This is a genomic window from Bradyrhizobium sp. AZCC 2230 (assembly GCF_036924495.1).
In the GTDB taxonomy this organism is placed as follows: domain Bacteria; phylum Pseudomonadota; class Alphaproteobacteria; order Rhizobiales; family Xanthobacteraceae; genus Bradyrhizobium; species Bradyrhizobium rifense.
In genome coordinates this window covers 3,605,562-3,627,639 of the sequence record NZ_JAZHRS010000001.1, presented here as the reverse complement: position 1 = coordinate 3,627,639, position 22,078 = coordinate 3,605,562, and the positions used below count along the sequence as shown (strand labels likewise).

General features: G+C 60.4%; 23 protein-coding genes. 9 read left to right on the top strand and 14 right to left on the bottom strand.

The window, feature by feature from the left end:
• Nucleotides 1–8: 8 nt before the first annotated feature.
• From V1280_RS17475 to V1280_RS17460, 4 genes are read right to left on the bottom strand one after another with little or no spacing between them, the layout of a single operon-like run.
• On the bottom strand, nt 9–989 hold the full coding sequence (locus V1280_RS17475) for an FAD binding domain-containing protein (protein ID WP_334526356.1): 981 nt from the start codon (nt 987–989) through the stop codon (nt 9–11).
• Nucleotides 986–1,636: a 2Fe-2S iron-sulfur cluster-binding protein gene (locus tag V1280_RS17470; protein ID WP_334526354.1), complete on the bottom strand. Its 651-nt coding sequence runs from the start codon at nt 1,634–1,636 to the stop codon at nt 986–988. Before V1280_RS17470 ends, V1280_RS17475 begins: the two co-directional genes overlap by 4 nt.
• 54 nt (nt 1,637–1,690) lie before the next feature.
• Nucleotides 1,691–2,098 carry a cupin domain-containing protein gene (locus tag V1280_RS17465; RefSeq protein WP_334526351.1) on the bottom strand — a complete coding sequence of 136 codons (408 nt, stop codon included), beginning with the start codon at nt 2,096–2,098 and terminating at the stop codon, nt 1,691–1,693.
• Nucleotides 2,095–3,111, bottom strand: a complete 1,017-nt coding sequence (locus V1280_RS17460; RefSeq protein ID WP_334526348.1) for an aldo/keto reductase — start codon at nt 3,109–3,111, stop codon at nt 2,095–2,097. Before V1280_RS17460 ends, V1280_RS17465 begins: the two co-directional genes overlap by 4 nt.
• Before the next feature lie 401 nt (nt 3,112–3,512).
• Between V1280_RS17460 and V1280_RS46815 the strand changes: the two genes are divergently transcribed.
• A complete protein-coding gene (locus V1280_RS46815; protein WP_442895138.1) occupies nt 3,513–3,842 on the top strand; it encodes a hypothetical protein in 330 nt (109 codons plus the stop codon).
• Nucleotides 3,843–4,185: 343 nt separating this feature from the next.
• Here V1280_RS46815 and V1280_RS17450 read toward each other — a convergent pair whose 3' ends face one another.
• Nucleotides 4,186–4,431: a hypothetical protein gene (locus V1280_RS17450; protein WP_334526342.1), complete on the bottom strand. Its 246-nt coding sequence runs from the start codon at nt 4,429–4,431 to the stop codon at nt 4,186–4,188.
• Nucleotides 4,432–4,663: 232 nt separating this feature from the next.
• On the bottom strand, nt 4,664–5,596 hold the full coding sequence (locus V1280_RS17445) for an NAD(P)-dependent oxidoreductase (RefSeq protein ID WP_334526339.1): 933 nt from the start codon (nt 5,594–5,596) through the stop codon (nt 4,664–4,666).
• Between the two features lie 395 nt (nt 5,597–5,991).
• Between V1280_RS17445 and V1280_RS17440 the strand changes: the two genes are divergently transcribed.
• Nucleotides 5,992–6,672, top strand: coding sequence for a response regulator transcription factor (locus tag V1280_RS17440; RefSeq protein WP_334538344.1), 681 nt, complete (start codon nt 5,992–5,994; stop codon nt 6,670–6,672).
• Nucleotides 6,673–6,701: 29 nt separating this feature from the next.
• Complete coding sequence (locus tag V1280_RS17435) at nt 6,702–8,117, top strand: sensor histidine kinase (RefSeq protein WP_334526337.1); 1,416 nt, start codon at nt 6,702–6,704, stop codon at nt 8,115–8,117.
• 23 nt (nt 8,118–8,140) lie between these two features.
• Here the strand turns inward: V1280_RS17435 and V1280_RS17430 are convergent, their stop codons facing one another.
• Both V1280_RS17430 and V1280_RS17425 read right to left on the bottom strand, forming a co-directional pair.
• Nucleotides 8,141–8,680: a cytochrome family protein gene (locus V1280_RS17430; protein WP_334526334.1), complete on the bottom strand. Its 540-nt coding sequence runs from the start codon at nt 8,678–8,680 to the stop codon at nt 8,141–8,143.
• A gap of 363 nt (nt 8,681–9,043) precedes the next feature.
• Nucleotides 9,044–9,781, bottom strand: a complete 738-nt coding sequence (locus V1280_RS17425) for a winged helix-turn-helix domain-containing protein (RefSeq protein WP_334526331.1) — start codon at nt 9,779–9,781, stop codon at nt 9,044–9,046.
• Between the two features lie 1,234 nt (nt 9,782–11,015).
• Here V1280_RS17425 and V1280_RS17420 point away from each other — a divergent pair.
• From V1280_RS17420 to V1280_RS17405, 4 genes are all read left to right on the top strand, one after another.
• Nucleotides 11,016–13,730 (top strand): PAS domain-containing protein, encoded by a 2,715-nt coding sequence (locus V1280_RS17420; protein ID WP_334526328.1) that lies wholly within the window; start codon nt 11,016–11,018, stop codon nt 13,728–13,730.
• Nucleotides 13,727–14,386, top strand: coding sequence for a response regulator transcription factor (locus V1280_RS17415; protein ID WP_334526325.1), 660 nt, complete (start codon nt 13,727–13,729; stop codon nt 14,384–14,386). The genes V1280_RS17420 and V1280_RS17415 overlap by 4 nt, the downstream gene beginning before the upstream one ends.
• Before the next feature lie 112 nt (nt 14,387–14,498).
• Nucleotides 14,499–14,888, top strand: a complete 390-nt coding sequence (locus tag V1280_RS17410; RefSeq protein ID WP_334526323.1) for a response regulator transcription factor — start codon at nt 14,499–14,501, stop codon at nt 14,886–14,888.
• A gap of 327 nt (nt 14,889–15,215) precedes the next feature.
• A complete protein-coding gene (locus tag V1280_RS17405) occupies nt 15,216–15,407 on the top strand; it encodes a hypothetical protein (protein WP_334526320.1) in 192 nt (63 codons plus the stop codon).
• A 5-nt stretch (nt 15,408–15,412) separates the two neighbouring features.
• Here V1280_RS17405 and V1280_RS17400 read toward each other — a convergent pair whose 3' ends face one another.
• The 6 genes from V1280_RS17400 to V1280_RS17375 form a co-directional block, all read right to left on the bottom strand.
• Nucleotides 15,413–16,246 (bottom strand): ABC transporter permease, encoded by an 834-nt coding sequence (locus tag V1280_RS17400; protein ID WP_334526317.1) that lies wholly within the window; start codon nt 16,244–16,246, stop codon nt 15,413–15,415.
• Nucleotides 16,236–16,937 (bottom strand): ABC transporter ATP-binding protein, encoded by a 702-nt coding sequence (locus V1280_RS17395; protein ID WP_334526315.1) that lies wholly within the window; start codon nt 16,935–16,937, stop codon nt 16,236–16,238. Before V1280_RS17395 ends, V1280_RS17400 begins: the two co-directional genes overlap by 11 nt.
• Nucleotides 16,938–16,945: 8 nt before the next feature.
• The gene (locus V1280_RS17390; protein WP_334526312.1) at nt 16,946–17,161 is read right to left on the bottom strand and encodes a hypothetical protein; all 216 of its coding nucleotides are present in this window, start codon (nt 17,159–17,161) and stop codon (nt 16,946–16,948) included.
• A 33-nt stretch (nt 17,162–17,194) separates the two neighbouring features.
• Complete coding sequence (locus V1280_RS17385) at nt 17,195–17,479, bottom strand: DUF2158 domain-containing protein (RefSeq protein WP_334526309.1); 285 nt, start codon at nt 17,477–17,479, stop codon at nt 17,195–17,197.
• A gap of 156 nt (nt 17,480–17,635) precedes the next feature.
• Nucleotides 17,636–18,985: a PQQ-dependent sugar dehydrogenase gene (locus V1280_RS17380; RefSeq protein WP_334526306.1), complete on the bottom strand. Its 1,350-nt coding sequence runs from the start codon at nt 18,983–18,985 to the stop codon at nt 17,636–17,638.
• Entirely contained in the window at nt 18,982–19,431 is a 450-nt protein-coding gene (locus V1280_RS17375; protein WP_334526303.1) for a DUF2231 domain-containing protein, read from the bottom strand. The genes V1280_RS17380 and V1280_RS17375 overlap by 4 nt, the downstream gene beginning before the upstream one ends.
• Before the next feature lie 33 nt (nt 19,432–19,464).
• On the opposite strand from V1280_RS17375, the gene fdhD reads away from it, so the two are divergent.
• Nucleotides 19,465–20,508, top strand: coding sequence for a formate dehydrogenase accessory sulfurtransferase FdhD (gene fdhD / locus V1280_RS17370; RefSeq protein ID WP_334526300.1), 1,044 nt, complete (start codon nt 19,465–19,467; stop codon nt 20,506–20,508).
• 159 nt (nt 20,509–20,667) lie between these two features.
• Nucleotides 20,668–22,077, top strand: coding sequence for a cytochrome ubiquinol oxidase subunit I (locus V1280_RS17365; RefSeq protein WP_334526297.1), 1,410 nt, complete (start codon nt 20,668–20,670; stop codon nt 22,075–22,077).
• Nucleotide 22,078 lies beyond the last annotated feature (1 nt).

The window sequence follows — 22,078 nt, the reverse complement described above, 5'->3', positions numbered from 1 at the left end:
ATGTTCCCTCAGATACGGGTGGTCTCGCCGAGCACGGCATGCAAGGTGCGGCGGGTCAGCGCAATCTTGAAATCGTTGGAGCCGGCTCCATGCGCGCCCTCGAGAACCGCGTCCGCGGCTGCATCGAACGAATTGGCGCCGGCAACCGCATTCGTGAGACCTTGTTCGGCGGCGGCGACGCGCCATGGTTTGGGGGCGAGACCGCCGAACGCGAGCCGCGCCGAGCGGATTCGACCGTGCACGCTGTCGACGATGGCAGCCACCGAAACCAGCGCAAAAGCGTAGGACGCGCGGTCGCGCACCTTTCGGTAGAACTGGGCGCCCGGAGGTGGCGGAGGCAGCGTCACAGCCGTGACGATCTCGCCGGACCCTAGAGCCGACTCGATTTGTGGCGTGCGGCCTGGAAGCCGGTGGAAGTCGGCGATCGGAATCGCGCGGGTTCGGCCTTCGTGGTCAATTGTCTCGACCTTTGCATCGAGTGCGCGCATGGCAACGGCCATATCCGATGGGTGGGTCGCGATGCACGCCTCGCTACCACCCAGGATCGCATGGATGCGGTTGAAGCCGGCGATCGCCGAACAGCCCGAGCCGGGTACACGCTTGTTGCACGGTTTTGTGACGTCGTAGAAGTAGTAGCAGCGCGTCCGCTGCAGCAGATTGCCGGCCGTCGTCGCCTTGTTGCGCAATTGAGCGCTCGCGCCGGCGAGCAGGGCACGGCTTAGCACGCCGTAGTGCTGCCGCACCCGTGGATCTGCCGCGAGGTCGGTGTTGCGGACCAACGCGCCGATGCGCAAGCCGCCTTCCGAGGTCTCTTCGATCTTGTCGAGCGGCAGCCGGTTGATGTCGACCAGGGTCGATGGCGTCTCCACCTGCAACTTCATGAGATCGAGCAGGTTGGTGCCGCCGGCAATGATCTTGACGCCGGGCTTGCTCGCCGCGATAGCTGCATCCGTGACCGATTGCACGCGCCCATAGGAGAAGGCCTTCATGTCTGTTCTCCCATTGCCTGCTTGATAGCCGCGACAATGTTCGGGTAGGCCGCGCAGCGGCAGATATTACCGCTCATACGCTCACGAATTTCATCGTCGTTCAGCTTTGCTTCCGGCTGGGCGAGATCCGCGGTCACATAGCTCGGCACACCCTCGCGGCTTTCGGCCAGCATGCCCACTGCTGAGCAGATCTGGCCCGAAGTGCAGTAGCCGCACTGAAACCCGTCATGCTCGACGAACGCGGCCTGCATGGGATGCAGATCGTCGCCGAAAGCAAGTCCTTCAACAGTGGTTATCGATTGACCATCGTGCATGACCGCAAGCGTAAGGCATGAATTGATGCGGCGTCCCTCGACCAGAACGGTGCAGGCGCCGCACTGGCCGTGATCGCAGCCCTTCTTCGAGCCGGTGAGCGCCAGATGCTCGCGCAAGGCGTCCAGCAAGCTCGTACGGGGGTCGAGCGCAAGATTGTGCAGGTGGCCGTTGACCCGAAGTGCGATTGACGTGGGAGAGGGGTCAACCTGATCGGTGCTGGCGGCAAGCGCGCCCCGTGGAAGGCTGCTCAACAGGAGCGCGGTGGTGCCGGTCTCGATGACCGTGCGGCGCGTGACCCCCACGGTTGGAAAAATGGCGTGTGTATCTTCCATGTCTGTTCCGTGTTTGCAGGGCAAATCAAAGATGTCGGGGGCAGGTCGCCTCGCTCATGGCCAGATCGCGTCCGGCAGATTGACGACGATAGGCACAGGCGTGCTGCGCACCACGACCCACCGGAAAGGAAGAAGCCGGGAGGGATTGATCTCCATATGCGGAAGAAACGCGGGAACGTGAATGAAGTCGCCGGCCTTCGCGCGTGCAGAGAACTCACCCTTGTCGCCCCAGCGAACTTCGCACCGGCCTGACAGGACAAATGCGATCGTGTCCTGTTCGCCATGATGGTGGATTCCGGTTCGCGCGCCCGGTTCAACTTCGAAGAGGCCGCCCCAGATGGTCGAACTGATGCCTAGCGACGGTCCGATCGCGGCGAAGCGATGGGAGCCCGATGTTTGCGCCGTCGTCGCGTCGAAGCGGTCCCGGCTCACGATTTGGATTGTGGATCTCGTGTCCATCATGCCGCCTCCCGATCCGGAGGTGCCATGAATTCGGGACCGATGGGATCCTTGATCGTCTCCTGAAGAATTCGATCAATTTCGGCCATGGCTTCGGCATCGATCCGCCACCCGAGCACGTCCGCGATCGGCGAAAGCTGCTCGGCGCGCCGGGCGCCCCACAGCGCGATGTTCCGCTCTCCACGATCGAGCACCCAGCGTACCGCCAATTGGATCACTCGTCTGTCGAAGCGTTCCCGCGCGAACTGGTCGAGCCGCGCAACGGCGTCAAGATATTGCTGAAAGCGTGGCGATTGAAATTTGGGGTCGCTCTTTCGCAGGTCGTCGCCGGTGAATTGGCTGGATGCGGACATGCTGCCGGACAAGAGGCCGCGGCACAGCGAGCCGTAGGCAAGGAGGGCGATCTTCTTCTCCTGGCAATAGGGGAGGACGTCCCGCTCGACGGCACGTTCGAACAGATTGTACGGTGGCTGGGCCGCATGAAGCGGCGCGACCTTGCGGAATTCATCCATCTGTGCCGGACTGAAATTGCTGACGCCGACTGCTCGAATTTTCCCATCGCGGTGCAGCGCGCCGATGGCTTCAGCGGTTTCCGCAATCGGTATGCGCGGATCCGGCCAGTGCACCTGGTAGAGATCGATGACATCCGTCCGGAGCCGCCTTAGCGAATTCTCGACCTCTTCGACAATGCGCGCCTTGCGCGCGTTGCGGAACGGCTTGCCGTCCTTCCAGTCGAGTCCGGCCTTTGTGGCGATGACCGCCTTCCAGCGGCGGCCGCCGGCGAGGGCTGTTCCGACGATTTCCTCCGAACGACCGAATCCATAGACGGGCGCGGTGTCGATGAGATTGATTCCGCTATCGAGCGCTTGCCGGATCGTCTTGACGGCATCGCTTTCGTCGGTCCCGCCCCACATCCAGCCGCCGATCGCCCACGTCCCCAGTGCGATGCGGGATACGCGAATGGATGTGCCGGGAATGTCGATGAATTCCATGTTCTTCTTCGGGACGGCGTTCATTGCTTGCTCCTTAGTCAGCGTCCGCTTGCATGAGACGACGCTCGGGATGGCCGCGCGAGCTGATGTCGATGCTTCGCTGTGTTCCGTGCCCATCTCTGGATATCGAGAGCTGCAGCGGCGCATTGGCGGCGCTGAATGGACGAACCGGCCAATCCGGAGGTAGGGCCGCTGGCGATAGGGCGCCAGTAAATTGGATTTCAGAGCCGTCACTTTGAATTGAGGCTTCTGATCGGGGCTCGGTCCGGATGGCACAGGCCATCCAGACCGAACGTAAGGGCTACAGTCTAGCTGCAGCTTAGCGGCAGCGGTTGATCGGGATGCAGGACGTACCAGTCGTAGCAGTCAGAATCGCCGTAAGAGTAGCCGTAACCGGGCCGGTATCTGCCGTAGTGATGCATGGCGTGGTCGTGGATGCCTACGCCATACGGATGGGGATGATCGCCAAGGCCGAGATGATCGCCACCTATCCGGGCCATGTCGCCATGCATCGCCATGCCGCCGACATGAACGCCTCCGCCGAAGCCGCCCACATGCGCACCGCCACCGAAGCCGCCGATGTGCGCGCCTCCACCAAATCCACCCATATGCCCGCCACCACCGAAACCTCCGCCGTGACCGCCACCACCGAAACCTCCGCCGTGACCGCCACCACCTCCGCCCCCGCCTCGCGCATCGGCCGCGCCGACGGCCAGCACGGAGGCAAGCGCGGCCGTGGCCAGGATCATCAATAACCGTTTCATCAGAACACTCCTTCTACTTGATGCTTCGCAGATCAGCGCAGGATCCGTGTGGCTGCGTGATCGAGCTTTCGCGATAATGGAAAGAGTAGGGACGCTTGACGCCCGTGCCATTCAATTTGCGTTCACAAGAGTTGGAATGCTGTTTGACTCGCGGCAAGTTGAGGACCGCCGAGACCAAGAGACGCTCGATTGATGTTCGCGTCCGGAATGATCGTAAAAGAAAAGGCGGGCTGGAACGGAGTCCAGCCCGCTCTTCTCGGGGCGGTGACCGACGAGCCCGCACGCGCAAAAATGCGAGTGGAATGGTCGAGCCAGGCGATGCAGGGTGTGCTGACTAGAACGCGCCCGTGCCCGGTTCGCAGGGAACGTTGTTGCCGGTCCACGGCGCCGTCGCAAATGCGCCGACGCGCGGCGGCTGAACGCAGGCATGGCCAGCCGAGTAGATCGACGCGGCCGGCCCGGCAGCATTGGCTTCCACGGCGGTGCGCCGAGCGAGGCTGCCGTTTTCGCGCGCCATGGCGGGCGTAGCGAGCATTGCGACCGCGATCAGTCCAGTCGACAGCAGTTTGAGGTTCGTCATTGAGCTTCTCCGTTGAAAACAGCAGGCCGGGTGAAAGAGTGGCCCGTCGGAGCAGGTGGGATGGATCACGGATCAGCCAAACGCACAGATATTTCACGGGACTTCAATGGAGCGTGATTCACGAGCAGAAGGAATGGGACCGCAGTCAGTGCCACCGCGCGGGCGGCGCGGGGAGCCTGACGCAAGACACCCTTTTGACGATGATGCTACGCCGCCGCGCGGACCGGCGCGCCTATAGTCCCGCTTCCTCCGAAGCCACCATTCCGAGTGCCGTCCAGTCGAGTCCGCCATGGCCGCGAGCGATGCCCGTGATCAGCCGGTCGCGAACGACACCAACGGATGGCATCGGAGCGCCGGCCAGCTCCGCCTCGGCGAGCGCCAGGCGCACGTCCTTGAGCGCCAGCGGCATGGTCAAGCCGGGCTTGTAACTGCCCGCAATGAGCCGGCTACCATAGTTTTTGTGGACGCGGCTGTCGAACATTGTGCGGGTCATGATGTCGACGAATTGCTGAGGGTCCTGTCCACGCTTCCGCAGCACTGTCACGATCTCTCCGAGGACCTCGAGAGTTGTCGCCGTCATCATATTGCCGAGCAGCTTGATCAGATTGGCTTGCGATGGATCCGTCCCAATGACGAAAGTCTGCCCGAGCGAATCCGTCACCAATCGGCAACGTTCACAGGACGCCGGATCGCCTGCCACGATGACGGCCAACTGGCGCGCTTTGGCTGCGTCGGGGTTGCCGAAGACGGGGGCAGCAACGTAGCCTTGACCGCGACGCTCGTGCTCGAGCAGGAGCGCGGCCGAGGCTCCGGTGCTAATCGTGCTCATCGACAGATGGATCACGCCGGGCCGTAACGACTCCGAAATCCCGAATGGTCCAAAGAATACATTCTGAACGGCAGCGTCATCGGGCAACATGGTGATGATGATGTCGCTGTCGAACAAGTCTGGCCGACGAGTTGTGGCCGCCACGCCGAGCGCCTGGAGGTCGTGGATGCGCTCCGGCCGGCGTACATAGGCACATACGTTGCGACCGTCGGCCGCGAGATTGGCGGCCATGGCTGTACCCATCAGGCCGAGCCCGATAAATCCGATTTTGGAGGACATCCGCGGATCAACCTGCGGATTGCCATTCGTGTTACGTTCGTCGACGTTGTCCAGCATGCCGGCTCGCTCTTTTGATCGCGTGTCCGGGAACGTAAGCAGCCGTCCGGAGGATTTCGTCTAAAATCGATTTCAGTGTTGCGAGGAGCGGGGCGTGGACCGCGCGGCGGCGCGACCATGCGCCGGGCGGCCCCCGATCAGCTAAGCTCTTTAAATTGCTATTTAATGGCGACGCCTCGGCAGAGAGTTTATGTCTTTCATCGAGGGCCCTGCCGCGCTTTGCCAAGGCGGCGTGCCAAGCCGAAGCGGGCGGCGCTAAGCCAAGTACTTGGGTAGCGCGGTCCGGCTCATTCTAACTCGACCATTTGGACGGGTAGCCTATGACTTTGCCAACGAGCGAGCATATGATTTCCCGCCGGCCGGCTGGGCACTTTGGCACACTTGAGATCGAGCTGATGATGAAGGTTCTTCTGATCGAAGACGACGCCGAAACGGCCGAGGAGATCGTGGCCGAGCTCAACGAGCTTGGGTTTGAGGTCGAGTGGGCGTCAAACGGAATTGACGGCCTCGACAAGGCCCGAGCCCTGCATCCCGACGTCCTGATCGTCGATCGCATGCTGCCCGGCATGGACGGGCTTACAATCATCGAGGCGTTGCGCAAGGAGCAGGTTAGCACCCCGGTCCTGGTGCTGAGCGCGCTCGGCGCCGTCGACGATCGGGTGCGGGGCTTGCGAAGCGGTGGAGATGATTACCTTACGAAGCCCTTTGCAGTCGTGGAACTCATCGCAAGAATAGAAGCCCTACTTCGTCGTCCCGCGGACAGCCGCGGGACGACCTTGCGAGTCGGCCCTATCGAGCTCGATCTGATCGAGCGTACCGCTCGGCGCGGCGAACGGGAGATCGATCTGTTGCCACGCGAATTCCGCCTCCTCGAATACATGATGCGGCGAAGCGATCAGTTGTTGACCCGCGCAATGTTGCTCGAAGAAGTCTGGAACTACAAATTCGTCCCGGCCACGACCAACCTGGTTGACGTACATATGGGCCGGCTGCGGCATAAGGTTGACGGTTCCGGGGAATCCCAGATGATTCACAATGTCCGGGGCTCGGGGTTCATTCTGCGGGCGCAGCAATAGGCGCGCCAGCGCCGTGGCCCGGTGATTGGATGAAGTACGAACAGCAACCGGCCAGATCGATGCGCCAGCTCCAGCTCATACGCTCGAATACCTTCCGGTGGGCTACGGCGGTGGCTGTTGTATTCGCCATCTTCATGATCGTGCTGTTCGGTTTCATCTACTGGAAGATCGACGGCTATCTCATTGCGCGTTCCGATCGCATGATCGCTCAACAGCTCAATTTCATGGCGACCCTGCCGCGCGATCGCCGCGCTGACGCTATCTCGGACCATCTCGGCCAGGACTCCCGAGGCGTTCAGTATGCGGGATTGTTCGATTCCGCCGGCAATCGGCTTGCCGGCAATCTCAAACAGCTGCCGCAGGACCTCAGGGTCGATGGAGCGGCGCAGGCCACGAGGGTGGCGCGGGTTGGCCAATCGCCTGCTGGCGATCCCCTGATTCGGGCGGCGGGCCAGCGTCTGGAAAACGGCGATGTCCTCGTGCTGGGGCGGAACGTCGACGAGACCCGCGAGATATCGAGCGTCGTGGGACAAGCCCTCGCGCTCGGGCTGCTGCCGACGCTGTGTCTTTGCCTGTTGGCCGGAGCCTGGTTGAGCGTGCGCGCCGAAAGGCGTGTCGAGGAGGTCAATCAGCGGGTGCAGCGCATCATCGCCGGGGACCTCCGGGAGCGCCTTCCACATCGAAATGTCGACGATCCGTTCTCCAGATTGGCCATCATCGTGAACGGCATGCTAGATGAAATGGAAACGATGATTAATGCGCTGGCCGGCGTAGGCAACGATATTGCGCACGATCTACGAACCCCGCTGACGCGCGCCCGATTGTCCCTGGAGCGCGGGCGTACACATGCAACCACCCTGGAGCAGCTTCAGACCGTCACGGACAAGGCGATCGGAGGCATTGATCAGTCACTCGCGATCATTACGGCTCTCCTGCGACTGACTGAGATTGAGAACAGCCAGCGTTCGGCCGGGTTCGGCAATGTTGCGCTTCATGAAATCTTGCGAGAGGTGTGTGACGTCTACGAGCCGATCGCCGAGGACAAGAGCCTCGCGCTTGGTGTGGATATCGACTGCAAGCTGCACGTTTGGGGTGACCGGGATCTTCTCTTCGAAGCCGTGGCGAATCTCGTCGACAACGCGATCAAGTTTACGCCGGCCGGCGGGAAGGTCGGCCTGGAGCTCTTGCGGGGCGACAAGGAAGCCACCGTGCGTGTGACCGACACGGGGCCAGGTATCGGCGAACAGGAGCGAGAAGCCGTGCTGCGGCGATTCTACCGCTCCGACAAGATGCGCAACACGCCGGGTGTCGGGCTCGGACTTAGCCTGGTGGCGGCCATCATCAAGCTGCATGGTTTCCGGCTGGTCATCCATCCCGGTTCCGGAGGGCAGATCGAGATCGTCTGTCCCGACAAGGCAAATGGACTGAATTTGCCGCAGAGATGATCGATGCTCTGGGCGGCGCGGCGCTACCGTCCAGCTTTGCCCAAAATCAGGTCTGATTGGGACGCGCCGGTCGGTCGGCCAATCACGATCGTGCCGTGATTCAGCGCCTGGTGACAGGAGTTGCAGGCGTCGCTGAGTTCGTCATAGGCCTTGCCAAAATCGGCGTCACCTCTCCGATGGATGGCATCCTTTAGGTCATCGAGCGGTTTCTTGGTAACGGACTCGATCATATCGGTAAACGGGGTGTTCTCTTCCATTGGATGAGCGCGTCCGAGTCGGCCGAATGCACCGCGGAGATTGCCCAGCTCGTAGGCGGCAAAATCCCAATCGCCGGCCTGCACGGCACGCCAAATCCGCTCGTGCCTGGGTTGAATCGTGCCGATCATCATGTCGCTGATGCTCGGCAGATACGTCGCCGATTGTGTGGAGGAGATGCCTGCCGCGCCGGCATGAGCTCCGGGCAGGCGTACAAGGGTGGCTGTCAGCGGGATCACAATGGAAGCCGACAGCAGGCCGAGGGCCAGCGAACTCTTCGATACGGCAGAAAATGGACCGATTTTCATGGCGAGTGTTCCGAACGAGCAGGCCGATTGAAAGTGAATTGGGGCCGGTGCCATCGACGGACGGGAAGCCCGCTCCGCCACGAAATCGCGCAAACGGCCAGTCAGTCGGCCAGAAGCCCCTAACGAGCGTCCCGTGAACCATGTGCACGGTGTGATCTCAAAGCCAACGCTGGCACCGGTGAGGCTGTCAAGATCTGGAACCAAATCCAAGCGGTCATGAGAGGTAGGAGGATCATCTGCTCGCCTCGCGGATTGCCATCACTCGAGAGTTAGAACTAGGCTCTCAAAGAGCTGAGGCCTTTCGCAATTGCACGATGCCGTCGCTGACGCCATGGCGCGATCGTTCGCAATTCACGTTGAATGTTATGGAAATGGTGTCGCACTCAGAACGAAGCCTGCGCCGCGCACGTTTCGGATGAGAGCAATCTCATTTGGGCCGTCAACCTTGCGACGCAACTTGCTCATGTAAACGTCGACGAGATTGGTCTCCGGTACGAATTTGTAACTCCAAACCTCAATCAGGAGAGTCGCCCGCGAAAGTAACGTGTCGCTGCGTTGCATCAGGTACTTGAGCAACTGAAACTCGCGCGGTCTCAGATCGATATGGCGATCGCCGCGCTTCGCAGTGCGGTCAAGGAGGTCGAGCTCCAGCGTTCCCACCCGCAACACGGTATCATTTGGTGGCGGAAGCCGACCCGAATGCTCCGCGCTCGATGCCGATCCGACAGTCGCGAGCGCCAGTTTTGAAGGAGCGTGATGTTGCAGCGGCAACGCGCCCATCGCGTCGATCAGCTTTGCGACCACAGTCGATAGGAGCGAATGAAAATCTGTCTCAGTGGAGACAAAACGGGATTGCATTTCTGCGAGTATATCTGCGATGAGAAGGCGTGCCGGCACGGATAGGCCGTCGATACCCGCCGGAATCTCTGCGCCTTCATTTCGTAGCTTTGTCGCGGTCTGTGGGCCCGGGACAAAGCTACGATGCTGGCGGCGTGCAGTTGGAAGGTGTCTTGACGTCGACTGCAAGATACTTGGCTCAACACTAGTGAATGTCGATTCCTCGCAGCTTGGCCTGTTGCGGACCGTGGTGTGAGTCGTCATGCGACGTCCCTTCCGCCGCTCGTTGGCGAGTAAATGTTCATGATACCACTGCCCGGCTTTCGAGCAGCAGAATGGCACTATTGCAGTGCTCTGCGTAGCAATCGTGATCGCAGTAGGTGAGGCGTGTTCCGATTTCCCGCAGGTAGCCTGGGGAGATCGGCTTCTCGCACATCACGCAGACTGGCTGAGTGCAGGGCATTCGACCATTGACCAGGACGAATCTCATGTCGCGCCTCTCCGTTAGATGCATTGCCCGATTGGAGTGTTCTCAAGCCGCTCGATACCAGGATAACCACTTGCGGTCGGCCTCCCGACGGGCCTTGAACCGATCAACGCACCGTTTGGAACAAAGCGCAGTCTTCCAGCAATAGTGCCGGATAAGGCCAAATCGGCCGTCGCAGATCGGGCAACGCTTGGTGGCCACGTCATGACGATGTTGAGAGTTGTTGCACATTTACGCCTCCTCTTCGTATCCCGTGGATGGCAGATTGCTTCTGGCTCGTTCGCCGTTGATTTTCCGTACGGGCGATCGATTGATGGCGAGGCTAAGAGGAAACGAATGCTGCCTCAAGCATGCGCGGGTAAGCGTCCGATATTCAAAAAGGGTCGGAAGAATTATACGCAGGGTTAAGGCGCCTTGCTCTTCACGCACCCGAATGAGTGGCAACGCTGAAAGCTCGCGCAAAAGGGTTGGAGAGCCGCAGGGCTTGCCAATCGCTGTGGCGGGTCGATGAAAGGTCCGAAGAAGCCTCGTAGCGTTTCGGTCGTGCTGCGATTTGGTGAGTCGCCACGGGCGAGCGGGATACGAGAAGAGAATCTGAAAGGCCCCGCAATAGCGCTTCGGCCAATCGACAAAGCGACGGACGGCTTCTCGCCGAGGGCAGAGGAGGCGACGTGAAACCGTCCGCTTGGCAGACAGGCGGTGCGCGCCAGGGAGGAAAACGCGGCCGTGCTGCTTGATGTGAGAATAAGTTCGGCCAACCTGCACTTCAATTAAACGGAGGTTTAGATGTCTTATCTCGCGGGTTAGTTGGATTGCCACCGCGGAACCCTCTCGGATCGCAGCCGAATTTGCCCGGACTCCTTCCATAAAATGTACTAATGTTGATTTGCTGAGAAGCCCGAATGCGTATGAACGCCGCGCAGCAAGAACACGGATTTCTAGAAAGCGGCCGCAGCATTCGTTCTTCTGCGAGATGCTGTCTAAATCACCTGAAGCGGACGAGCAGGCGGAATGACGAGATCTGATATTCCCCGACCGTGGTCAACCTCGCTTGCGACTTCGTTTGCGCTGGCGGTTTTGTCTGTTGCCGTTGCAATCATCGCCGCTGAACTCCTGACACGTCTATTGAATGCCGAGGCGATCGTATCCCTGCTGCTTTGCGCGGTCATTTTCGCGGCATGGTTCGGCGGTCTCGGCCCTGCGCTGCTGGCAGTCCTCCTCGGCGTATTGGCATTTCATTTCTACCTTGCGCCACCGAGCAGTTTGTCCGTATGGAAACATGATCTGTTCGCCACAAGTATTTCCGGGGAGGTGCCGCGCCAAATTCTCTTCGTTCTCACAGCGACTGTCGTAGCACTCGTAATCTCGGCGCAGAGGAAGGCTGCCAATGATCTTCAGCGTTCGGGCAGCGACCTGCATGTGGCGATGGAGGATCAAAAGCGGACTGAAGCGGCGCTGCGGCGCAGCGGAATGTATTTGACTGCGGCGCAGAAATTGAGTGGGACCGGAAGTTTTGGCTGGAATATCGAAAGCGGAGAGATTCTCTGGTCAGATCAGACCTTTCGAATCTTCGGATGCGATCGCACGACGAAGCCGACCGTCGAGCTTATTGTTCGGCGCACCCATCCGGAAGATCGCGCTCCCTTGCAAAGGATTCTCGATCGCGCGTCTTGTGACGGCGAAGAGTTCGACTTTGAGCATCGCCTGCTGATGCCGGATGGCACGGTGAAATATGTCCACGCTGTCGCTCAGGCTGGCAAGAGCAAGTCGGGAGGTATCGAGTTCGTCGGCGCCGTGACGGATGTCACGGCTGTAAGAGAAACGGAACGGAAGCTTCGACGCAGCGAGAGCTACCTCGCCGAAGCCCAACGTTTGAGCCGAACGAGTAGCTGGGCCTGGGATGCTCGCCTTCGAGAGTTCGTGTATTGGTCCCAGGAGGTGTACAACCTGTTTGGACTTGATCCGAAAAACGACACCGTGTCACCCCAGCCCTTCTATGATCGTATCCTACCGGGGGATAGGGAGCGGGTCATCGAAATGGTGCAGCAGGCCGTTCGAGAGAAAGAAGACCTAGAAGTCGACTTCCGTATCGCGCTTCCGGACGGATCCATTAGATACATACATTCCGTCGGACATCCGTTCCTTGGAGAAGACGGCGAAGTGGAGCAACTGGTTGGTACGCATGTCGATGTCACCGAGCAGTACCTCGCCAAAGAAAAACTGCAAACGGCCTTCGACGAAATCAAGAGGTCGGAAGATCGCCTTCGACTGGTCGTCGATACGATCCCGGCGCTGGTCTGGCGCTCTACCCCGGAAGGTATGCCCGACTTCCTCAATCAACCAGCCCTCGACTACACCGGCCTCGCCCTGGAACAGGCCGAGACCGGCTGGCCTCGTGCCTTTCATCCTGAAGACAAGAAGTGCATGCTGCAGAAATGGAGCGCGATAAGAGCCTCCGGCCTGCCAGGCGAGCTCGAGGCCCGGCTTAGGCGGTTCGATGGTGAATATCGCTGGTTCCTGTTCCGCGCCGTACCGCTACGCGACGAGTCGGGCAACATCGTCAAATGGTACGGCTCGTCCACCGACATCGAGGACCGCAAGCGGGCCGAGGAGGAATTGCGCCGAAGCGAGTCCAAATTGGTCGAAGCACAGCGGGTGAGTCAAACCGGCAGCTTCTTCTGGAATATCTCCACCGGCGAGCGCGTGGGGTCCGAAGAATTATTCAGAATTCTTGGATATGACCAGTCGCATTCTCTCACGTTCGACATGATCCTCGAGCGAGTTCATCCGGAAGATCGCGCGCTCGTGGCGCAAGCACGCGACAGCGCGTTCAGCGAGGGACAAGATCTTGACTATGAGCATAGATTCCTGATGCCCGATGGGTCCGTCAAGTTTGCTCATGTTGTCGCTCATGTTGGCAGAAATCACGCAGGCCAGTTGGAGTATGTTGGCGCCGTGGTCGACGTCACCGCGACTAAACAAGCCGAGGAGAGGCTACAGAAGGCCCAGACGGAGCTCGCGCATGTGACGCGCGTGACGATGCTGGGAGAAATGACGGCGTCGATCTCGCACGAAGTGAACCAGCCGCTTGCCGCTGTCGTCAATGCCGCCAGCGCCTGCCTGCGTTGGCTCGACGGAGTCCCGCCAAATCTGGACGAAGCGCGCCGCGCTGCCGAATGGATTATCAAGGAAGGGAACAGGGCGGCCGAAGTAATCCGGCGCGTTCGCAATCTCGCGAAGAATGCCGATTCGCAAAAGGAACAGCTCGATATCAACGGCATCATTGATGAGGTGATAGCGTTGGTACAGCGTGAATTGACCACACGACAGGTGCGTTGGAGGCTGGAGCTGGCGCCGGCGCTTCCCATTGTTCTGGCCGATCGGGTTCAACTGCAGCAGGTGATCATCAATCTGGTCATGAACGGTGTTGAAGCAATGCAACCGATCATGGGCCGAGTGCATGAGCTGGTTATCCGGTCCTATCAGGACGAAGCGCGACGGGTCGTGGTCGACGTCGCCGACTCGGGCGTTGGAATATCAGCCGACAGTGCCGACAAATTGTTCAATGCATTCTTCACGACGAAATCCGGTGGGATGGGCATGGGACTTTCGATCTGCCGCTCGATCATCGAGGCTCATGGCGGGCGGTTGGCGGCCGCCAATAATGCCGGCCCCGGCGCGAGGTTCCAATTCACGTTGCCAACGTATCAGCAGGAGGCTGCGTGACCGCTAGCTCCAAATCGCAACGTGACCCCGCAGCCGCGCCTGAACGTGTCGTGTTTATCGTCGATGACGACGTGGCGATACGAGAGACACTCGGCAGCCTGTTCCGGTCCGTGGGACTATGGGTGGAGCTCTTTGGCTCTGCCCGCGAATTCTCGCAGATCAAGATGCCTGATGCAGCCAGTTGCCTAGTGCTCGATATCAGGCTGCCGGGAGTCAGCGGTCTCGACTTCCAGGCCGAATTGGCAGAGGCCGGTATTCGCGTCCCGATCATCTTCATGACCGGTCACGGCGATATCCCGATGTCGGTGCAAGCGATGAAGGCTGGTGCCATCGACTTCCTGACCAAGCCATTTCGCGACCAGGAGATGCTGGATGCCGTCGTCAGAGCGCTCGAGCGAGACCGGAAGCGACGCGAGAGCGAAAAGGCTGTTGCAGAAATCCGAGCTCGGCTCGACTCCCTGACATCACGCGAGCGAGAGGTGATGGCGCTCGTCGTCGAGGGTCTTATGAACAAGCAGTCCGCGGCAAAACTGGGAGTTAGCGAGATTACGGTCAAGGTCCATCGTGTCAACATGATGCGAAAAATGAAGGCTCGATCGGTCGTTGATCTGGTGGGAATGGCTGACTCGCTCGGAATCCGGCGTCCGAAAGGCTGAGGGCTGGGATATATACGCAGGTATCGTTTACGATCTCAATCAATGGTGCAATCTGAAGTCGCCGCGACGGTGACGCTTTGGAGCCCCGTCTCCGCACCGAGGAAAGATCGTTGTGTCGAAGCTTCAACTTGTCGCCATCATCGACGATGACGAATCCGTGCGCGTCACGACCGACAGCCTCGTGAGGTCGCTCGGATATATCGTGCGTACATTCGCATCGGCCGAAGAGTTCCTGCGCTCGGGACGCATTGACGACTTCGCGTGCGTAGTTACGGATGTCCAAATGCCTGGTATGAGCGGGGTCCAATTGCAGGATCACTTGCGTGCCCAGGGGAGCCGCGTTCCTTTCATTTTTTTCACCGCGTTTCCCGATGAGAAGACCCGTGCGCAGGCGCTTGCGGCTGGGGCGATTTGCTACTTGACGAAGCCATTCGACGGAGACGGCCTTGTCAAGTGCTTCGACGCGGCTCTAAAGACGCATGACGGCGAATCCGAAAACTGAGACCTCTCTGTCGGGTCGCGAAGTTGGACGTCGCTCGGAGAAGTGTGCCGAGGTCTCGGAGAGAATAGCGATACCTGGGTAGCGGGTACCCCTGCAAAGAACCTATTCAATCGAAACGGCGGCAGAATGGAGCGTCTCATGGCTCCCGCTATTGTCTATCGCACGCGCCGGATCTCTCGACAAAAATACAGAGACCTCGAATCGTTCGGCTGGCTGCGCTTGCGGCCGTGAACTATCGCTCACGAGCAAACTGCGGTGATCGTGCTTGTTATACTCATCGCCATTCCCTGCAAGGCCAAGGATGCCTGGAGAAAGTTGTAACCGATCATGTTGATCAAGGAGTATTTGCTGAAGGTGCAGGCCGCGTCTCGCGAGTCCCGAAATGCGCTTGACCAGGCCGTCGCATATCGGCTTGAGGCGCTTGCCGAAGATTGCGAGCGCCTGAGCAAGTCGCGCATACTGATCCGGCTGGTGCCTCAGCCCTGCGGGCTGGCGCGGCAAGAGTCTGCCGAGAGATGACTTGATCAGCGTGCTCGCCCGGACGCGCGGTTCGAGACTGTTGTCTCCGCCGGCCGAATCGCGAGTTGCGCCGCCGCGGAGAAAGCGCGCGAGCGCATGAGAACCGTTGCAACAAGACCTGTAATGCCCGATGCGGCCAGGATCATCGCCACGACGATGAACTGGTAGATGCCCGCATAGACCGGACTGACGCCCGAGACCACCATGCCGGCCATAACGCCCGGGATCCACACCAGCCCCAGTGATTTCATCATGTCGAGCCGGGGCAGAAGGCTTGCATACACGGCACTCTGCAGATAGGGCGCAACGGTAACGGCGGGCTCCGCGCCCAGCGACAGGCCTGCCTCGATCTGGCCGACATGGGCAAGGATTTCGGCTCGGAGACGCTCAATTGCCTGTGCGCACGCATTCATCGCGTTGGCAATGATCATGCTGCCCACGGGGACGAGCATTGAAATGTCCGGCCGAAGACTGCGGGTCGCGAGCATTACTGCGATGACGGTGCCTGCACCTGCGGCAATCGACCAGAAACAGAGTAAAAGTGCGCCATCCATTCCCTTGAGACGTTGGGCCGCCGTGATCGCTGCGGCGATCGCCATCATGAAGAGGATGAGGCCGCCGATCAGCAGGCGACCGTGCAGCAGCAGGGCCAGCACCAAGCCGACCAGAACCATCTGTACGAGGCCGCGTGCCATCGCTACGATCGCCTCGCGCCCCACATGCACAGATTGCCAGCCACACAACGCGACGACGGCGGCGCATAGCGCGATCGCCCCGCCGGCCTGCGCGAGGCCTGTCAACACGTCGTTGCCGATACTGTTCTGAAGTTCAGCCAACATGCAGAATCTCCCCGGTGGGGCCGATTGCGACTAGCCGGCCCGCTTGCATGACCATCGTCCGCTCCGCGAGCCTCGCCGCCTGGGCGCGATTGTGCGTGACGATGAGGCATGTCATCCGTCGTTCCCTGACGATGCCGAGAATGAGCTCTTCGATGCCGCGCACTGACGCATCGTCCAGGGCGGAGGTCGGCTCGTCCAGCAACAGCACCTCAGGCTCGTTCGCAAGCGTCCGCGCCAGCGCGACGCGTTGCGCTTCGCCGCCGGAGAGATTGCTGACGTCGCGGTCGGCAAGTCCGGGCAAGCCAACGCGCTCCAGGAGGCGCTCGACCTGGACGGGCGCCAACATCTGGCCGCGTTGGAATGGTCCGAACGCAACGTTGGCGGCGATGGTGCCTGGAAAAAGATAGGCCGTCTGCATCACCATGCCAATCCGGCGCCGCAATTCTTGTGGGGAAATGGAACGAAAATCCTGCGACTTGAGCAGGACCGTGCCGGACGTAGGCTCGTCCAGGCGATTGAGCAGCCGGAGGAATGACGACTTTCCTGCCCCGCTCGGTCCGACGATGGCGAGTATCTCGCCAGCCGAAACTTGCACACTGACGTCCTGGACGAGAACGCGCCCAGCCACCTTCCGCGACAGATATCTGGTTTCGAGGCCGGCGATTGCGGCAAGCGGCTCGATGGCGAACACCTTGACGTCTAGGCCGGTCGTTTTGGGGTATATGGCCCAATCACGCACTTGTAGCCGTGTAGCGTCCACTGGCTGTACGGGCCATGCGAGAGCCAGTCGGCGATTCCAGTCTGGGCATTGGTCTCGCACGCGCTCATGCTGATCCCGGATTGATCGCTATTGGTGACGACCTTTTCAAGGCAGAGCGGTCCGTTGCAGAGAATCGCAACCAAGGTAATCAGCATTCTCACCTCCAGGATAATCCTAAAACCGCTTGATCAAAATCTCTGCAGCACATCGGCCGGGAAGGTTGCATCGGCGGGTTGGCCGTCATCATCGGTCCAAACGCATTTGACCTGGTCGCCTTTGACCGTGGATACGGTCATCATGGGTCCTCCTGACCGCAACCTGACGAGCTCGCCACGCCCGAATTGGACCGTCACATCGCGTTGGACGGAAGCCTGCGGGAATACAGGTGCTGTAGCGGCGAGTGCTGGACACGAGGCGCCAATCGCAAAAAACAGCGTCGCAACAACGATGCGCCGTTTGGTTCGCAGATACATGTGAGCCTCCATCCGTCCTGATTTTGAGATAGGCGCTCGCTGCGTCGATCCGACTAAATTCGATGACAGGCATATCTCACGCATCGACCGAGAGCTTGAGCGAGTGGGAAGGCAGGCCCGTTTCCAGGCCGCCTGGCCCGCACATCGGTGTGATCGCTACGAGGCCGGCTTGGGCGCAGCCGTGACGTCAGCCGATGAGACCCGCCACACCGCGTTGCCGACGTCGTCGGCAATCAGCAGTGCACCACTGCGATCCACGGCGAGGCCGACAGGTCTGCCATGGGTGTGGTTGTTTGCATCAAGGAAGCCAGTGACAACGTCCTGGGCCGAGCCGGAAGGCTTGCCATCCTTGAAGGGTACGAAAACGACCTTATAGCCATTAAGCGGGGTTCGATCCCAGCTGCCGTGCTCTCCGACGAAGGCGCCGCTCTGATAGTTCGCAGGCAGATTGTGGCCGGAGGACATGGCAAATCCCAAGGGAGCCACGTGGGAACTGAGCGCGTAGTCCGGCACGATCGCTTTGGCAACCAGATCGGGGCGTTGCGGCTGAACGCGTGGATCGAGATGGTGTCCATAGTAGCTGTACGGCCAGCCATAAAATCCTCCATCCTGCACGGAGGTGAGATAGTCCGGCACGAGGTCCGGACCGATCTCGTCGCGTTCGTTGGCAATCGCCCACAGCTTGCCGGTCGTGGGCTCCCATTGTAGCCCCGTCGGATTGCGCATGCCGCTGGCGAAGATGCGGTGAGCACCGGTGGCGCGATCAACCTCCCAGATGGCGGCGCGTTCGTACTCGGCTTGGAGCCCGTTTTCTGCAACATTGCTGTTCGATCCGACGCCGATGTAGAGCTTGGATCCGTCTGGGCTGGCCAGAAGGCTCTTCGTCCAATGGTGATCGATCGGGCCGCCCGGCAGATCGGTCAGCTTGGTACCTTTGGCGCTGATGCTGGTCTGCCCGTCCTGATACGGGTAGCGCATGATCGCGTCCGTGTTTGCGACGTAGAGATCGTGACCAACCAGCGCTACGCCGAACGGAGAATTGAGGTGATCCAGAAACACCGTTCGCATGTCGGGAACACCATCGCCATTGGTGTCGCGGAGCAATGTGATTCGGTTGGCGTCCTTCGCCTTGGCGCCGGCGAGCAACTCCACCACCCCGGTGATCAGGTCCTTGGGACGGAAAATCGGCGCCTTCGGACCGTTGCTCTCGACGACCAGCACGTCGCCGTTCGGCAGGACGTAAACCGATCGCGGGTGCTGCAAGCCTGCGGCAAGCGCATGGACCTGCAGCCCCTGCGGTACCTTGGGTGTCTCGGATCCCCACCCCACCGGTGTCGCAATCCGGATCGGTGGCAGCAAATATTGATGCAGCGGCGGCAGCATCGGATTTGCGCCGATCTGCAGTTTCGGATCACCTCCGGTATCGTTGCAGCCGGCCAGACCCAATCCGGCGACAGCGGCCATGATGGCAGCAACCCGCGGCAAGCTCGTCCTGACTTCGGTCATGCCTTTGCTCCGATGAGATAGCGATGGGTCAACGTCCAGCCTGGGGACATCGCGAAAAGCAGAACAACGAGGACGACGCCCGAGAGCGTTAGCCCCGTGGGAACGACCGCGGTATAGCCGTCCCGGCTATGGACAAGGACATTGAGAATGGACAGCACGACCGCGGCCGCGTAGGCGAGTGCGCGGATCCATGCCGGTCTTTGGTTACGAAAGAGATCGAACACCGCGGCCAGCGCGACGAGCGCGGCCACGACCAGTCCCCCCGCGATCAGCCAGACGGAAAACCGGTACCACATCACCTCGGCGGTCCTCCAATAGGCCAGGTCGGTCGCGAATGCCGCCGCAAAGTAAGCGACCGGGAACGGCACCAGGATCTGGTGAATAGGTTGTCCGAATGCACCGGCCCGTGGTCGACCGGTGAGGCCAGTATTTTCCGGCTTAGTCATACTCGTGCGCTCCGTGCATTGAGTTCGCTGTCCTTGAGCCCAGAATGGCGACGCGGCCTTATCGGCCTGATTGGGCTTGCCTCCGATATCGTTGTCGACCACCGAATGATCTTTCGAATTCGCACGCTGCAGCGCGAATCGATCGCCCAGAAGCGCTGTCGTGCGATCAAGAAAATGCGATCGTGGGACGAAAACATCTGTCGGCAAGCGAGGCTATCTGAACGGGTACGGTACCTGAAAGGAGCAGCAATGATCGCCGATGGTCCGCTTCAGCAGCGTGCGAAGCTTCTCTGGCGCGGTGGAAACCCCACGCTTTCATCGAGATATGTGGCCGAGGAGAGGGCGATTGCGCTCACCTTTGGCGGATCTACCAACGCAGTGATGATGGCCACGCCGGCCGATCTGGAGGATTTCGGAGTTGGTTTTGCCCTGACGGAAGGGATCATCGAGCAGGCGGACGAGATTGCGAGCATCGAGATCGTGGAGAGCAGCCTCGGGATCGAGGTTCAAATGTGGCTGGACCGATGCCGGGCGGACGAACTCTCGGCGCGTCGCCGGGCCATGATCGGTCCGGTCGGCTGCGGATTATGCGGAATCGAGAGCCTGGAGCAGGCCTGTCCCACGCCACCGCACGTATCCAGCACGGCGACCTTTCGCGCGCGCGACCTGCTGAACGCCATGAGCGCTCTGGCGCCTTTGCAAGAGCTCAATCAGAAGACACGGGCTGTGCACGCCGCGGCCTTCTGGCAACCGCAAAAAGGCATAGGTCTGGTACGGGAGGATGTCGGCCGTCACAACGCACTCGACAAGCTCGCCGGTGCGCTCATGCGAGAGAACATGGCGCGGGCAGGCGGTGCGATCCTTCTGACAAGCCGCGTGTCGGTTGAGATGGTGCAGAAAACCGCGCGGATCGGTGCTCCTGTCCTCGTCGCGGTCTCGGCGCCGACCTCGCTCGCAGTCGAGACCGCCGATCAGGCAGGCATCACGCTGATCGCGGTCGCCCGTGCGGATGGATATGAGATCTTTACCCATCCCAATCGCCTCATCTTTTCCGATTGTCCGACGATCGCAGCATGAAGGCTGATCGCGCACGTGGGATCACGCCGCCGCTTCGGCCGGATCCGGCGTGCAAATGCGCAAAATCCATTCGCGCTGGAAAATGCCGTCGTAAAACGCCCCCTACCTGCACCACAGGCGGGATCAGCACGAGGCCCGTGAGGGGAAAGGATAGCTCACATGGATGCAACGGCGCTTCTGCTGTCGCGGATACAGTTCGGCTTCACCATTTCATTTCACATCATCTTCCCAGCCTTCACGATCGGTCTTGCGGCCTGGTTGACCGTGCTCGAAGCTATGCACATGCGAACGGGCCGCCCGGTCTATCAGGCGCTGTTCGAATTCTGGCTCAAGATTTTCGGCGTCGCCTTCGGTATGGGCGTCGTCTCGGGAGTCGTTATGGGATTCCAGTTCGGAACGAACTGGAGCGTCCTGTCGAAGATGTCCGGGCCGATCCAAGGTCCGCTTCTCTCCTACGAGACCTTCACGGCGTTCATGTTGGAAGCCAGCTTCTTCGGAGTGCTCGTGTTCGGACGCAAACGGGTGCCGCCAAGGTTCTATTTGTTCTCCACCGCGATGGTGTCGCTCGGGACCGCGCTATCCGCGTTCTGGATCATGGTCAACAACAGCTGGATGCAGGTGCCGGTCGGCTATGTCCTCCAGAACGGCTACTTCGCGCCAGACGATTGGACGAAGATCATTTTCAATTCGGTCGTATGGTCGCGCTTTCCGCACATGCTGCTGGCGGCCTATCTCACGGGTGCATTCTGCGTTGCCGCGACCGGCGCATGGTACGTGTTGCGTGGCGACCACTACGCCGAGTCCAGGGTGATGCTGAGGATGGGACTGTTCCTCGCAGCGCTTCTAATCCCCGTCCAGCTCGTGTTCGGCCATCTTGTCGGCGACTACGTTCACGACTACCAGCCGGTAAAGTTCGCGGCCATCGAGGGGCGCTGGCATGACGAGCAGCCTGCGAGCGAAGTGCTGATCGGGCTTCCCGATCCGGCTACTGAAAGCAACAAATACGAGATCAAGGTGCCGATTCTCGGAAGCATCATCGCCAGCTCGAGCTTGACCTCGAAAGAGGTGGGGTTGGCCGATTTCGCGCCGCGGGATCGCCCACCGGTGTTGATACCGTTCGTAACGTTCCGCATCATGGTGGGCTGCGGGCTGATCATGCTCGCGATCGCGTGGTTCGGGTCCTATCTGAGCATCAAACGACGCCTGCGCCGAAACCGCGCTATGCTTTGGGCAATCTTCCTCAGCTTCCCGCTTCCGTTCATCGCCATTCTTACCGGCTGGTATGTTGCTGAGGTGGGACGGCAGCCCTGGGCGATCTACGGACTGCTGCGGACGGCCGACGCCGTGACGCCGTTCCTGACGGCGCCGGCGGCGATGATCTCGCTTCTGTTGTTCGGAGCGGTTTATCTCTTCATCTTCTCGTTCGGCACATTCTACATCTATCGGCTTCTACGCACCGGTCCGACGCGCCTCGTCGTCGAGCCGCCGCTCGGCGCCTCTCCAAACCGCCCGATGTCGCTCGCCGACCCGGAACTCATTCAGTCAAATTACAGGAGCGCAGGAGAATAGA

Excerpts from the sequence above, each read along its gene's own strand:
- V1280_RS17475 (WP_334526356.1), bottom strand. The coding sequence starts at position 989 with ATGAAGGCCTTCTCCTATGGGCGCGTGCAATCGGTCACGGATGCAGCT.
- V1280_RS17470 (WP_334526354.1), bottom strand. The coding sequence starts at position 1,636 with ATGGAAGATACACACGCCATTTTTCCAACCGTGGGGGTCACGCGCCGC.
- V1280_RS17465 (WP_334526351.1), bottom strand. The coding sequence starts at position 2,098 with ATGATGGACACGAGATCCACAATCCAAATCGTGAGCCGGGACCGCTTC.
- V1280_RS17460 (WP_334526348.1), bottom strand. The coding sequence starts at position 3,111 with ATGAACGCCGTCCCGAAGAAGAACATGGAATTCATCGACATTCCCGGC.
- V1280_RS17450 (WP_334526342.1), bottom strand. The coding sequence starts at position 4,431 with ATGACGAACCTCAAACTGCTGTCGACTGGACTGATCGCGGTCGCAATG.
- V1280_RS17445 (WP_334526339.1), bottom strand. The coding sequence starts at position 5,596 with ATGCTGGACAACGTCGACGAACGTAACACGAATGGCAATCCGCAGGTT.
- V1280_RS17440 (WP_334538344.1), top strand. The coding sequence starts at position 5,992 with ATGATGAAGGTTCTTCTGATCGAAGACGACGCCGAAACGGCCGAGGAG.
- V1280_RS17435 (WP_334526337.1), top strand. The coding sequence starts at position 6,702 with ATGAAGTACGAACAGCAACCGGCCAGATCGATGCGCCAGCTCCAGCTC.
- V1280_RS17430 (WP_334526334.1), bottom strand. The coding sequence starts at position 8,680 with ATGAAAATCGGTCCATTTTCTGCCGTATCGAAGAGTTCGCTGGCCCTC.
- V1280_RS17425 (WP_334526331.1), bottom strand. The coding sequence starts at position 9,781 with ATGACGACTCACACCACGGTCCGCAACAGGCCAAGCTGCGAGGAATCG.
- V1280_RS17420 (WP_334526328.1), top strand. The coding sequence starts at position 11,016 with ATGACGAGATCTGATATTCCCCGACCGTGGTCAACCTCGCTTGCGACT.
- V1280_RS17405 (WP_334526320.1), top strand. The coding sequence starts at position 15,216 with ATGTTGATCAAGGAGTATTTGCTGAAGGTGCAGGCCGCGTCTCGCGAG.
- V1280_RS17400 (WP_334526317.1), bottom strand. The coding sequence starts at position 16,246 with ATGTTGGCTGAACTTCAGAACAGTATCGGCAACGACGTGTTGACAGGC.
- V1280_RS17390 (WP_334526312.1), bottom strand. The coding sequence starts at position 17,161 with ATGCTGATTACCTTGGTTGCGATTCTCTGCAACGGACCGCTCTGCCTT.
- V1280_RS17385 (WP_334526309.1), bottom strand. The coding sequence starts at position 17,479 with ATGTATCTGCGAACCAAACGGCGCATCGTTGTTGCGACGCTGTTTTTT.
- V1280_RS17380 (WP_334526306.1), bottom strand. The coding sequence starts at position 18,985 with ATGACCGAAGTCAGGACGAGCTTGCCGCGGGTTGCTGCCATCATGGCC.
- V1280_RS17375 (WP_334526303.1), bottom strand. The coding sequence starts at position 19,431 with ATGACTAAGCCGGAAAATACTGGCCTCACCGGTCGACCACGGGCCGGT.
- V1280_RS17365 (WP_334526297.1), top strand. The coding sequence starts at position 20,668 with ATGGATGCAACGGCGCTTCTGCTGTCGCGGATACAGTTCGGCTTCACC.